Raw genomic sequence first — 11481 nt, 5'->3', positions numbered from 1 at the left:
GGCCGGCTGGCACGGCCAGTGCATCCGGCACATCCGCACACCAGAAGGCAAAGCATGATCGAATCCATTTTGTTGACCATCGCCCGCATCACCACCTTCGAGGGTGACCGCATCCTCACGGGCGCCAGCGGTTTCCTGTTCGAACGCGAAGGCCGCATGCACCTGGTCACCAGCCGCCACGTGCTGTTTGATGAACCCTCCGGCCACCGGCCCGACCGCGTCGAGATCGAGCTGCATGCGGACGAGGACGACCTGGTCCATGTGACCGTGTTGTCCGTGCTGCTCTACAAGGATGGCAAGAGCATCTGGAAGGATGCCAAGGATGCGGGAGGGCCCGTGGATGTGGCGGTGATCGAGCTGGACCGCGCCGCCCTGCCGCCGGTCGTGCATGCCTTCGACCCCACGCACCTGCTGTCCGACCTGCACGCCGTGCGGGTGGGCACCCCGTTGCTGCTGATCGGTTTTCCGCTGGGCTTTCATGACACGGTGCATCACCTGCCGGTGGTGCGCCAGGCGATCGTCGCCTCGTCGTTCGGCCTGCGGTTCCAGGGGCAGGGCTACTTCCTGTCGGACGCGCGCACGCACCGTGGGCTCAGCGGCGCGCCCGTGGTCATGCGCGACGAGCAGGCGCAGGGCAGCCTGCCGTGGAAGCTGCTGGGGGTGCACTCGTCCAGCATGGACATGCGCACGCGCGACAAGGAGCAGGACGACCCGCTGGGGCTGCACTGCGTCTGGTATGCGGACATCCTAATGGCCCTGACGCATCCCGACGCTGCGGCCCCTCAGGAGGAAGCGCCGGATTCGAAGGATGCGCAGAAGGCACCGCCCCCCGCTTGATCAGTGCATGGCGCAGAAGCGGTGCAGTTCGCGCGCCAGCATCCCGATCTCCAGGGGCTTGGGCAGGCACTCGTCCATGCCCGCCGCCAGGCACTCCTCCCTGACCTGATGTGACCAGCTCGCGGTGAACGCGATGATGGGAAAGGGCGGGATCAGCCCTTTCAGCTGCATGCCGCGCAGCTCGGCCGTGGCCGCCAGGCCATCCATGCTCGGCATCCGGACGTCCATCAGGACCACGTCCGGCGCCTCGGTCCTGCAGCGCGCGATGGCCTCCACCGCACTGCTCGCCGTGTGAACGAAATAGCCCAGCGCCTCCATCAGCCCCCGCCCGATGACCAGGTTCAGGGGTTGATCGTCCACGATCAGCACGACGGGCATGTGGTCCAGGGTCAGCGGCATGGGCCGAGTGGTGCCTGAAGGCAGGTCGGCCCCGTTCGCATGGCAGGTAAAGTGGTCCAGGTCGTCGGGGCTGAAGGGGTAGACCCTCATCTGGAACCCCTCCAGCATGGAGTCCTTCAGGTTGCGCGACGCCGCCTGCACGGCATAGACCAATTGCGCCGACGCCGGCAGCTCAGCCGCGAAGGCCATGGAGCAATCCCGGCGGGAGCCATCGCGCTCCATCAGGAGGACAAGGGACGGCTTGGCCGCATGTGGCTGCTCGCCCAGCTGGACGGCGGCTTCCCGCAAGGAGGGAAAGATGGAGACCGCCCATCCCAGGCGCTGCAGGCGCCGTTTCCATGAGTTGCCGAGCAGGTCATCCACGTTCACCAGCCAGGCGCGCGCGCCGGATGCATGTGCGGGCGGGTCCGCAGACTCGGGCCCCGGGGCCAGGGAGGTGAGCTCCAGGGACACGAGCAGGCCCTGGCTGGGCAGGCAATGCAGCTCCACGCGTCCCTGAGTGAGGGGGCACATGCCCTGGGCCGCGTACTCTGGCGTACCGTTGTGGCCCACGGGGTTCAGCGCCAGACCCAGCCGTTGCACGGTCATGGCCAGGCGGGCTTCGTCACATTGCCCGACACCACCGATGCTGACGCCCACACGGCGCGGCTCTTCGGGGCTGCCCTCCATCTGGGCCGATATCAGCACCGAGCCCGTGGCCATCGTCTCCACCACCGTGCAGATGAGCCGGTGCAGGGCGCCCTGCAAGGCGGGCGCGTCGCCCACGTAGACGATGCCATCCGTCTGGCAGTCGAAAGAAAAGCGCAGCCCCTTGGCGCGCACCATCGGCACCGCATGCCGAGCAGCGACGGTGAATATCTCGGCGAAGTCGGCGCTCATGGTGACCTTTCTGTGGTCAGCCCACCTTACTCCTGCCCGCGGCGCCTAATGCAATGCCCCATTGAAAAGGTTTCCTACAAAGACTCTCAATGGGTACTGTATGCGCCACCGAACAGACCAAGAGGCCCGTCGTGGTGCAGCCTCTCCCGCACCGACAGAAGGCTGCACCGGCGCGCGTGAACGTCAACGGCCCGCGGGCGATCGTGGGTGCGCCGTGAAGAACCGGAGCATCTGCCCGGCCGCGTCGGGGCCCTGCGCATCGGCATAGGAACCACGCGGGCTGCCGCCCGACCACGCGTGCCCGGCGCCATCGATCAGCCACAGCTCGGCAAGCGTGCGCCCATCCGGGGCAACGTGGACCGTGCGGGTGTAGGAGCGCCCGCCCGCGCGGCCCTGCTCGGTGCCTGGCACGCTGTGCTGGCCCTGCAGCGCTGCGGTGAGCACACGCTCGCCGTTGAGCGGGTGCACGGTCGTGTCGCGTGTGCCATGGAAGACGATGGTCGGCACGGCTGCCGCGGCCACAGGCGCGGCATGGCGCGCGGCCGGCATCCCCTGGCCATCCCGCATCAGCGCGAGTGCACCGGTGACATCGGTGGCCACGCCGCAGGGCAGGCCGGAGTGCACCCCCACCGACGCGAAGAGCTCGGGGTAGGCCTGGCCGAGGATGGCCGCCATCGCCCCGCCAGCGGACAGGCCCGCCACGTGCACCCGGTTGGGATCAACGCGGTGTGTCTGCATCACGCTGTGCACGAGCCCGCTGAGCAGGGCGGGCTCTCCGCGCCCACGCTGCTGGTGGTTGTGCTTGAACCAGTTCCAGCAGCGCTGGGGATTGGCCTTCTGCGACTGTGCGGGATAGAGCACCAGCCAGCCGTGCTCCCGGGCCAGTTCGTTCATCCGGGTGCCGGCGGCGAAGTCATCCGGGTTCTGGGTGCAGCCGTGCAGCATCAGCAACAAGGGGCGCGGCGAGGTGCTGTCGCCTGGCGGGATGTAGAGCTTGTAGTCGATCGACGCGCGGCCCGATGCATGGGTGGCGGCGACAAAGCGCTCCGCCTGCCCGGCAGGGTCGCTCGCCTTGCCGGGCGGCTGGCCAGGGGCGGGCGCATCGCCATCGTCGATCAGCCGGGCTTCGACGTCGATGACATCGGGTGATGGCGCGGCATCGACCGGGCTGCCGGACATGCCGCCCAGCGCGGCCCGCAGGGTCGCGGCAGCGCCCATCAGGTCCCCTCCGCGCGTTTGCTGCGCTGCGCGCGACATCAGTTGCTGGAAGTCGGCATTCATGGAGGATCCTTTGGAAACGGGGCGGTCAGCGCAGGCGGGATGCCAGTGCTGCCTTCACGGTGGGAGAGGCATGCAGGGCGCCCAGCACACTGAGCGAGCTGATGGCGGCCTGCGCGAGTTCAGGGCTCACGTCCGATGCGATGCTGGCGAGGCCGAGCACGCGGATGTCGAGGGTCTGGCCAGCGGCCACCACGGCATGCAGATCGGCGGCCGAGTAATGCTGGATGCCGAGCACCAGCGTCTTGCGGGCGCTGGCCTGCTTGACCACGTCGGCGTGCACCGTCAGGTGGTTGCGGATGGCCGTGCGGATGAAATCCGTGCGGTTGGCATAGAAGCCTTCCTGCACCAGCAGGTCGATCTGGCCCAGGTCCACGAAGCCCAGGTTGATGGTGACCTTCTCGGCGTCGGGCACCTTGGAGGGGGCGGCTAGGGCAGGTTTGGCTGGCATGACGCCATCCTATCACCATCCAAGTGGATGCCAAAGACCTTGCGGCGGCTCAGGTCACTCGGGACACGCCAGCAGGTCGCACAGCATGGCCATGTCACGGACGACGCCGTGCGCGGCCCCTGGCGTCGGGGGCGCCGCCTCGCTCGGATGCCGGACCATCCAGGCGGCCTGGGCGCCGGCGTTGAGCGCGCCCTCCACATCCAGTGCCCAGTCATCGCCCACGTGCAGCAGCTGGAATGGCTCAACACCCGCCAGTGATGCCGCCGCATGAAACGCCGCAGCCTCCGGCTTGGCCGCGCCCAGCGTGCCGGCGCTCAAGCTTCCCTTGAAGTACGAGGTGAGCCCGGCTTGGTGGATGCACGCATTGCCATTGGTCAAGGCCACAAGGGGGTAGCGGCGGCTCAGCCGCGCCAGCCCCGGCAGCACGTCCGTGTAGAGCTCGACGCGCAGGCGCTCGGCAAAGAAGACCTCGAACGCGGCCTCCGCCAGCCTCACGTCTTCACCGACATCGCCGAGCAGCGTGCGGATCGCCACACGGCGCAACTCGCTCAGGTCATGCCTCAGGTGCGGGTGGCCCTCGACCGCCCGGTCACGGTAAGGCCGGAGCGCCGCGGGCGAATGCAGCACGGAGGCTGTCGCGGGGGCGTTTTCGATCAACCAGGCCATCAAGGCGCCTTCGGCCCGCACCAGACAAGGCAGGAAGGGCCACAGGGTGTCGTCGAGGTCGAAGGAGATGGCGGCAATGCGGCTTGGGTCCATGGACCCGATTGTCCCAGGCCGGCGTCAGTCGTGTGGTTCAGACAGAAAGCGTCGCAAGGCGGGCAGGAAGATGTCTTCGCCTTCGGCGTAGGCCACATGGCCTGCGAACGGAATGTTCAGCAAGTGGGCGTGTGGGAGCTTGTGCCGCAGTTCAGCCGCGTCGGCCAGGGCCGTGAGGTGGTCTTCATCGCCCCGCACCACCAGCACCGGCGCCTGGATGCGGGCCACGGAGTCGTCCGGGTGCCCGGTCTTGCTGGCAGCCAGGGCGCCATCGAGTGAATGGATGCTCGATCCATCATATCGATCCATTCAAGACGTTGAAGGGGCCGGATGCAGGTGAACCGCCAGCCACAAAGCGCCGGCCGACGTATCGACCACCGTGTGTGGAACACCCGCCGGGATGAACAGGTGATCACCGGCGGCCAGCCGGACTCCCCGGCCGTCCACGATCAGCTCCGCCTCGCCCTGGACCAGCAACACCCATTCATCCTGCGCCTGCACGTACTCGGCAGACCGTGTGCCCGGTGCGCTCAGTATCCGCTCGATGACCAGGTTCCGGTGCCTGAGCAGCTCATCGAAGCGTTCGCCCTGCTCAGGCGGTGTGGCCTGTGAGAATAGATTCATCTGGGTGCGGGGCAACTCAGGTCGCCCTCCTCGCAAGAGGCCAATGCCTTGAGGTCCTTGACCCGCGCTTCGGTCCTGGTGGCCAGGCATCCCTGGTGGACCATGGTGTAGGCACTGCCGCCCTTGACGCCCGAACTCTCGAAGAGGCACGAGGCATCGCGGAACTTGATCCACGCCACCTGCACCTGCTTGAGCTGCCTGGCCTCGCTGGCATCCAGGCGCTTGCGGTAGTCAGCGTAGACCTGGTTGAGTTCTCGGTCCGCCGCGGCCCATCGATCGGCCGCGCAGTCGTTCAGTTCAAGCTGGTTTCGGGCCTTGTCGCAGTCCCGGGCTTGCGCGCCGAGAGATGCCAAGGCAACCGCCCCTGCCAGGATCCAATGGGTGCGTTTCATGGTGTGTGGGTTTGGTGCGTCAGGTCTTGGGGGCCACGTTAATGTCGTACGCTGAGAGGCCTCATGCGCCTGCTGATCAACCCCTCTGATCAGACAGGTTTACCGGCATGATCCTCCAGGAGACACCATTGGCGCGCATTCACTTGTTGATCATCGACCCCCAGAACGATTTCTGCGACCTGCCGGCCACCTGGTGCCCCACACTGGATCCGCGCCAGGACCCCACGGCCCCCGCCTTGCCGGTGCCTGGCGCCCATGCCGACATGCTGCGCCTGGCCGAGCTGATCCGCCAGCAGTCGAGCGCACTGTCGCAGATCACCATCACCCTCGATTCGCACCACCGGGTCGACATCGCCCATCCACCGTTCTGGATGCAAGGCGATGGCAGCGCCGTGGCCCCTTTCACCCAGATCACCGCCGAGCAGGTGCGCCAAGGCCAGTACCGGCCCCGTGATGATCAGGCCCTGCCCCGGACGCTGGCCTATCTGGACGCGCTGGAAGCCCATGGCCGCTACACGCTGATGGTCTGGCCCATCCACTGCGAGATCGGTACCTGGGGCCACAACGTCCATGCCGGCGTGCAACAGGCCTGCCAGGCCTGGGAAGACGAGCGCCTGATCCCCGTGCAGTACGTGAACAAGGGCAGCAACCCGTGGACCGAGCACTACAGCGCCCTGCAGGCCGAGGTGCCCGACCCGGGTGATCCCGGCACCCAGCTCAACCTCGATCTGCTGGCGCGACTGGACGACAGCGACCTGCTGCTCATCGCCGGGCAGGCCAGCAGCCACTGCGTCAAGGCCACCACCGAACACATCGCCGACCACCTGCCTGGCGGCCGGCTGGGCCGCATCGTGCTGCTGCGCGACGGCATGAGCCCGGTCACGGGCTTCGAGTCCCAGGCCGATGCCTTCCTGACCACCATGGGGCGGCGCGGCCTGCAGGTGGCCACCATGGCCGACGTGCCCGCGCTGCTGCGAGACCTGCGCGCCTGAGCCAGCCACCAGACGAGCCCCCCATGAACGCTGTCATCCACTCGCTGCTGGAAACCGACCTCTACAAGTTCACGATGTGGCAGGCCATGCTGCACCGCCACCCGGCCACCCAGGCCGAGTACCGCTTCGTCTGCCGCAACGCGCCGGCCTTCCCGCTGGCGGACCTGGCAGACGAGGTGGGCCGTGAGCTGGACCAGCTGTGCCAGCTGACCGTCCAGCCCGATGAGCTGGCCTACCTGCAGGGCCTGCGCTTCATGAAGTCCGATTTCATCGACTTCCTGCGCATCTTCCGCTTCCAGCGCGAGTTCATCGATGTCCGCACCGACGGCAACACGCTGAGCATCGTGGCCCGTGGGCCGCAGGTCCATGTGATGGGCTTCGAGATCTACGTGCTGGCCATCGTCAACGAGCTCTACTTCCGGCGCTTCGACCGCGATGCCGCCTGGCAGGAGGGCACGCGCCGGCTCGACCAGAAGATCGCCCTGTTGCAGGCCTTCGGGTCCGAGCCTGCCCGCGCGCATCCCTTCGAGTTCTTCGATTTCGGCGTGCGGCGCCGCTTCAGCGGGGCCTGGCAGGCCGAGGTGGTGCGCACGCTCAAGGAGCGCCTCCCCCACTATTTCAAGGGCACCTCGAACGTGGCGCTGGCCAAGCAGCTGAACCTGGTGCCCATCGGCACCATGGCGCACGAGTACCTGCAGACCTACCAGGCGCTGGGCGTGCGCCTGCGCGACTTTCAAAAGGCCGCGCTCGAAGGCTGGGTGCAGGAGTACCGCGGCGACCTGGGCGTGGCCCTCACCGATGTCGTCGGCATGGACGCCTTCCTGGCCGATTTCGACCTGTACTTCGCCAAGCTCTTCGACGGCCTTCGCCATGATTCGGGCGACCCGGTGGAGTGGGGCGAGAAGGCCCTGGCGCACTACGCTCGCCTGCGCATCAGCACACATGGCAAGCGCCTGGTCTTCTCTGATGGGCTGGACGTGCCCACGGCCTTGGGCCTGTACCGGCACTTCGCCGACCGGGTCCAGCTGGGCTTCGGCATCGGCACCAACCTCAGCAACGACGTGGGGCTCAAGCCGATCAACATCGTCATGAAGCTGACCCATGCCAACGGCCAGTCGGTGGCCAAGCTGTCGGACACGCCGGGCAAGACGCTGTGCGACAACGAGACCTTCCTGGCCTACCTGCGGCAGGTGTTCAACCTGACTGGGCAGGGCTGAGCACGGTGGACCAAGACACGAGCGACCGCGAAACAGGACACGAAGATCACGCGTCCTGTGAGCCCCCGCGTGTGCATCACCCCATCGCGCCCGATCACCGCGTCCTGCCACTGCCTGCCCGCTTGGTCCTGATGGCCGTGGCGCTGCTGTGCGTGGCGCTGGGCCTGATCGGCGTGGTTGTGCCGGGCATGCCCACCACGGTGTTCATCCTGATGGCTGCGTGGGCCGCCGCACGCAGCTCGCCAAGGCTGTCGCGGTGGCTGTATGCACACCGCCTGTTCGGCCCCGTCCTGCTCAACTGGGAGCGGGGTGGCTTCGTGGCCCGGCGCGTGAAATGGATCGCCAGCGGCACCATGGCGCTCAGCGGCGTGATCGTCTGCCTCACGGTGGCCAGCCCCTGGGGCCGGGGCGGCGCCCTGCTGAGCATGGCCTTGGTGTCGGCCTGGCTGTGGTGCCGGCCGGAGCCTCCCGCATGAACCAGCACGAGGTCAATGGGGCCGGAACATGGCCTTCACGCACCGTGGCGGCTGTCGGTATCACGGTGCTGGTGGTGCTGCTGCAATGCCTGCCGCCGGACTGGCGTGCAGCGCTGCGCTATGAGCATGCCGCGTTGGCGCAGGGCCAGCTCTGGCGCGCCCTCACCGGGCATGTCCTGCACCTGGGCTGGACGCACATGGCGCTCAACCTGGCCGGCCTGTGGCTGTGCTGTGCGCTGGCCGGGCCCGGCATGAGCGGCCGCCAGTTGCTGTCGCGGCTGCTCGTGCTGGCCCTGGGGGTGTCGGTGCTGCTGTATGGCCTGTCACCCCAGGTGTCCGACTATGTGGGCCTGTCCGGCGTCCTGTATGGCCTGCTGCTGTGGGCCTTGCTGCCCCAGGCCGTGAAACGCGACGCCCTGTCCGTGACCGCCCTGATGGTGCTCCTGGCCTGGACTGCCTGGCAGGTGCATGCCGGCGCCAACCCGCTGGAAGAGGCCCGGATCGGCGGGCGCATCATCGTGCAGGCCCACCTGTATGGGTTGGGCGTGGCCGCGGCCGGCTGGCTGGCAAGCGTGCTCACGCGGTGGGCTCAGTGCCCGCCCAGGTAGGCCTGCGCCAGGGCCGGGTCACCCGCGATCTCGGCCGCGCTGCCACTGGCCACGATGCGGCCGTCTTCCAGCACATAGGCACGGTCGGCCAGGGCCAGCGCCAGCGGCGCCATCTGGTCGACCAACAACAGCGTCATCGATTCGGCCCGCAAGGCATCCAGCGCGGCGAACAGCTCACCGATGATCTGTGGCGCCAATCCCAGCGAGGGCTCGTCGAGCAGCAGCACGCGGGGCTCGGCCATCAACGCGCGGCCGATCGCCAGCATCTGCTGTTCACCACCGGACAGCAGCCCGGCGCGCTGGTGCAGGCGCTCACGCAAGCGCGGAAAGCGCTGCAGCATGCGCTCGACACGCACCTCGCGGCCTGCAGGGCGCGTGAACGCACCCAGGCGCAGGTTGTCGAGCACGCTGAGCTCGGGGAACACCTGGCGGCCTTCGGGCACCAACACCAGGCCACGCGCCACGATCTGCTCGGCGCGCAACAGCGCCAGGTCCTGGCCGTCCAGGTGGATGCCGCCCTGCTGCAAGGGCCGGTGCAGACCGCACAGGCTGCGCATCAAGGTGGACTTGCCCGCGCCGTTGGCGCCCAGCAAGGCGATCATCTCGCCTTCACGCACCTGCAGGTCCACGCCATGCAGCACAGGCGCGGCGCCATACCCGGTGGTCAGGCGGCCCACGCCCAGCAACTCACGCGCGGGCTCCTTGCCCTCGGTGGATTCGTCGGCGCCACCACGGCGGCGCATCGATTCGAGCGCACCAGGCTCGCCCAGGTAGGCACGGCGCACGGCCGGGTCCTGCTGCACCGCGGCCGGCGCCCCTTCGGCCAGAGGCTTGCCGGCATCGATCACCACGATGTGGTCGGAGATGTCCATCACCAGGGCCATGTCGTGCTCGACGACCAGCACGCCCAGGCCGGCATCGGCCACGCGGCGCAGCAACGCAGCCAGCTGGCGCTTGTCGTGGCGCGACAGGCCGGCTGCAGGCTCGTCCAGCAGCAGCTGGTCCGGATCTGTGGCCAGGGCGCGCGCGATCTCGACCAGGCGCCGATCGACGTGCGCCAGGCCCGCGGCCGGCAGGTGCACATCACCGGCGTAGCCGCACCAGCGCAGCAGGGCATTGGCACGCGCAAGGGCTTCTGCCGAGGCCGCGGCCTGCCGTCCCAGCAAGCTGCCCAGGCGGCCTCGTGGCAAGGCCAGCGCCACGTTGTCCAGCACGCTGAGCGAGCCGAACAGCAGCGAGGTCTGGTAGGTGCGGGCCACGCCGCTGCGAGAGGTGCGCCAGGCCGCGCCACCACGCAGGCCCTGGCCGCCCAGGGTACAGCCGCCGGCGTCGGCGCGGTAGAAGCCGCTGAGCAGGTTGAGCACGGTGCTCTTGCCGGCGCCGTTGGGGCCGATCAGGCTGGTCACGGCGGCAGGCCTCACCTCGAAGCCCACGCCATCAACGGCGCGCACACCACCGAAGACCTTGCTCAGCCCCTCAGCCCGCAAGGCGCGGCGCGCACGGGTGGCCAGCATCGCAGGCAAAGACACGCCATCACCAGCAGGGGCCACTTCACCGCCGGCCACCGCGTCGGCACGGGGCTCCAAGGGCATCACCATCGCCACCAGCGAGCGCAGCAGGCCCACCAGGCCTTGCGGCGCGGCCCACAGCACCACCAGCAGCAGGGCACCGAAGAACAGCAGGCGGTACTCTTCCAGACCCGACAGCATCTCGGGCAGCAGGCCCACCACCAGCGCGCCCACGATCGGCCCGGCCACGGTGCCCGAGCCCCCGATCACGACCACCAGCACGAACAGCAGGCTCTGCGAGAAGCCGAAGCTCTGCGGCGTGACGAAGCCCGACAAGGGCGCGTACAGGCCGCCCGCCACACCGGCCAGCGCCGCCGACACGGCGAAGGCCACCGTCTTGAGCGCCAGGGGTTGCAGACCGATGGACTCGGCCGCCACCTCGCTGTCGCGCACGGCCCGCAGCGCCAGCCCCCAGCTGCCGCGCGACAGCAAGGCATAAGCCCCCAGCGCCAACGCCGCGGCAACCACCGCGATGGCCGCCATGGCGCGCTCGCCACGCACCTCGCCGAAGGCCGGGCCCATGATGCCCATCAGGCCGTTCTGCCCACCGGTGATGTCGCGCAGTTCCACCGCGCTGTGCTCCACCACGAAGCCGAAGGCTATGGTGACCATCGCCAGGTAAGGGCCGCGCACACGCAGGGCCGGCAACGCCAGCAAGGCGCCCACGGCCGCCGACAGCCCCGCACCCACGGCCCAGGCGGGCCAGAACGACCAGCCATGGCTGCCGGTCAGCACCGCCACCGCATACGCACCGATCGCGTAGAAGCCCACATGCCCGAAGGACATCTGCCCGCTCAGGCCGATCAGCACGTTCAGGCCGATGCCCACCAGTGCCAGCAAGGCCACCTGGGCCAGCACGAAGGCGTGATAACCGTTGAGCTGGGTGGCCAGCACCACCAGCGCCAGCGTGACCGCCGCACCGGCCAGCACAGGCCAGGCCTGCCGCCGCAAGGCACCCGCACTTGGCGCCCCATCGAGAACCAGGGAAGAAGACATCGAGG

General features: G+C 68.6%; 13 protein-coding genes. 5 read left to right on the top strand and 8 right to left on the bottom strand.

Annotated elements, in window-relative coordinates; all coding sequences use genetic code 11:
- The first annotated feature begins 54 nt into the window (after positions 1-54).
- Positions 55-837: a S1 family peptidase gene (locus tag EIP75_RS13335; RefSeq protein WP_125243767.1), complete on the top strand. Its 783-nt coding sequence runs from the start codon at positions 55-57 to the stop codon at positions 835-837.
- On the opposite strand, the gene EIP75_RS13330 is transcribed toward EIP75_RS13335, so the two are convergent.
- The 7 genes from EIP75_RS13330 to EIP75_RS13300 form a co-directional block, all read right to left on the bottom strand.
- Positions 838-2115 (bottom strand): response regulator, encoded by a 1278-nt coding sequence (locus tag EIP75_RS13330; protein ID WP_125243766.1) that lies wholly within the window; start codon positions 2113-2115, stop codon positions 838-840. It lies immediately after the preceding gene.
- Between the two features lie 183 nt (positions 2116-2298).
- On the bottom strand, positions 2299-3396 hold the full coding sequence (locus tag EIP75_RS13325) for an extracellular catalytic domain type 1 short-chain-length polyhydroxyalkanoate depolymerase (RefSeq protein WP_125243765.1): 1098 nt from the start codon (positions 3394-3396) through the stop codon (positions 2299-2301).
- A 25-nt stretch (positions 3397-3421) separates the two neighbouring features.
- Positions 3422-3844: a ribbon-helix-helix domain-containing protein gene (locus EIP75_RS13320; protein WP_125243764.1), complete on the bottom strand. Its 423-nt coding sequence runs from the start codon at positions 3842-3844 to the stop codon at positions 3422-3424.
- A gap of 54 nt (positions 3845-3898) precedes the next feature.
- Complete coding sequence (locus EIP75_RS13315; RefSeq protein ID WP_125243763.1) at positions 3899-4603, bottom strand: HAD-IA family hydrolase; 705 nt, start codon at positions 4601-4603, stop codon at positions 3899-3901.
- A 24-nt stretch (positions 4604-4627) separates the two neighbouring features.
- Positions 4628-4912 (bottom strand): alpha/beta fold hydrolase, encoded by a 285-nt coding sequence (locus EIP75_RS13310; protein ID WP_125243762.1) that lies wholly within the window; start codon positions 4910-4912, stop codon positions 4628-4630.
- Positions 4913-5227 carry a cupin domain-containing protein gene (locus tag EIP75_RS13305; RefSeq protein ID WP_125243761.1) on the bottom strand — a complete coding sequence of 105 codons (315 nt, stop codon included), beginning with the start codon at positions 5225-5227 and terminating at the stop codon, positions 4913-4915.
- Positions 5224-5619: a lysozyme inhibitor LprI family protein gene (locus tag EIP75_RS13300; protein ID WP_125243760.1), complete on the bottom strand. Its 396-nt coding sequence runs from the start codon at positions 5617-5619 to the stop codon at positions 5224-5226. Before EIP75_RS13300 ends, EIP75_RS13305 begins: the two co-directional genes overlap by 4 nt.
- A gap of 107 nt (positions 5620-5726) precedes the next feature.
- Between EIP75_RS13300 and EIP75_RS13295 the strand changes: the two genes are divergently transcribed.
- From EIP75_RS13295 to rrtA, 4 genes are all read left to right on the top strand, one after another.
- Positions 5727-6611 carry a cysteine hydrolase family protein gene (locus EIP75_RS13295; RefSeq protein WP_125243759.1) on the top strand — a complete coding sequence of 295 codons (885 nt, stop codon included), beginning with the start codon at positions 5727-5729 and terminating at the stop codon, positions 6609-6611.
- A 23-nt stretch (positions 6612-6634) separates the two neighbouring features.
- Positions 6635-7828, top strand: a complete 1194-nt coding sequence (gene pncB / locus EIP75_RS13290; RefSeq protein WP_125243758.1) for a nicotinate phosphoribosyltransferase — start codon at positions 6635-6637, stop codon at positions 7826-7828.
- A 131-nt stretch (positions 7829-7959) separates the two neighbouring features.
- On the top strand, positions 7960-8304 hold the full coding sequence (locus tag EIP75_RS13285; protein ID WP_125243826.1) for a YbaN family protein: 345 nt from the start codon (positions 7960-7962) through the stop codon (positions 8302-8304).
- On the top strand, positions 8301-8912 hold the full coding sequence (rrtA, locus tag EIP75_RS13280) for a rhombosortase (protein ID WP_125243757.1): 612 nt from the start codon (positions 8301-8303) through the stop codon (positions 8910-8912). Before EIP75_RS13285 ends, rrtA begins: the two co-directional genes overlap by 4 nt.
- Here rrtA and EIP75_RS13275 read toward each other — a convergent pair.
- Entirely contained in the window at positions 8894-11476 is a 2583-nt protein-coding gene (locus EIP75_RS13275; RefSeq protein ID WP_125243756.1) for a branched-chain amino acid ABC transporter ATP-binding protein/permease, read from the bottom strand. The two genes, rrtA and EIP75_RS13275, sit on opposite strands and share 19 nt — an antisense overlap.
- Positions 11477-11481 lie beyond the last annotated feature (5 nt).

It is taken from the genome of Aquabacterium soli (assembly GCF_003933735.1).
GTDB lineage: Bacteria > Pseudomonadota > Gammaproteobacteria > Burkholderiales > Burkholderiaceae_C > Aquabacterium > Aquabacterium soli.
This window is presented reverse-complemented; position numbering and strand designations above follow the sequence as displayed.

Coding starts and splice junctions, on each gene's coding strand:
- EIP75_RS13335 (WP_125243767.1), top strand. CDS start 55: ATGATCGAATCCATTTTGTTGACCATCGCCCGCATCACCACCTTCGAG.
- EIP75_RS13330 (WP_125243766.1), bottom strand. CDS start 2,115: ATGAGCGCCGACTTCGCCGAGATATTCACCGTCGCTGCTCGGCATGCG.
- EIP75_RS13325 (WP_125243765.1), bottom strand. CDS start 3,396: ATGAATGCCGACTTCCAGCAACTGATGTCGCGCGCAGCGCAGCAAACG.
- EIP75_RS13320 (WP_125243764.1), bottom strand. CDS start 3,844: ATGCCAGCCAAACCTGCCCTAGCCGCCCCCTCCAAGGTGCCCGACGCC.
- EIP75_RS13315 (WP_125243763.1), bottom strand. CDS start 4,603: ATGGACCCAAGCCGCATTGCCGCCATCTCCTTCGACCTCGACGACACC.
- EIP75_RS13310 (WP_125243762.1), bottom strand. CDS start 4,912: ATGGATCGATATGATGGATCGAGCATCCATTCACTCGATGGCGCCCTG.
- EIP75_RS13305 (WP_125243761.1), bottom strand. CDS start 5,227: ATGAATCTATTCTCACAGGCCACACCGCCTGAGCAGGGCGAACGCTTC.
- EIP75_RS13300 (WP_125243760.1), bottom strand. CDS start 5,619: ATGAAACGCACCCATTGGATCCTGGCAGGGGCGGTTGCCTTGGCATCT.
- EIP75_RS13295 (WP_125243759.1), top strand. CDS start 5,727: ATGATCCTCCAGGAGACACCATTGGCGCGCATTCACTTGTTGATCATC.
- pncB (WP_125243758.1), top strand. CDS start 6,635: ATGAACGCTGTCATCCACTCGCTGCTGGAAACCGACCTCTACAAGTTC.
- EIP75_RS13285 (WP_125243826.1), top strand. CDS start 7,960: ATGGCCGTGGCGCTGCTGTGCGTGGCGCTGGGCCTGATCGGCGTGGTT.
- rrtA (WP_125243757.1), top strand. CDS start 8,301: ATGAACCAGCACGAGGTCAATGGGGCCGGAACATGGCCTTCACGCACC.
- EIP75_RS13275 (WP_125243756.1), bottom strand. CDS start 11,476: ATGTCTTCTTCCCTGGTTCTCGATGGGGCGCCAAGTGCGGGTGCCTTG.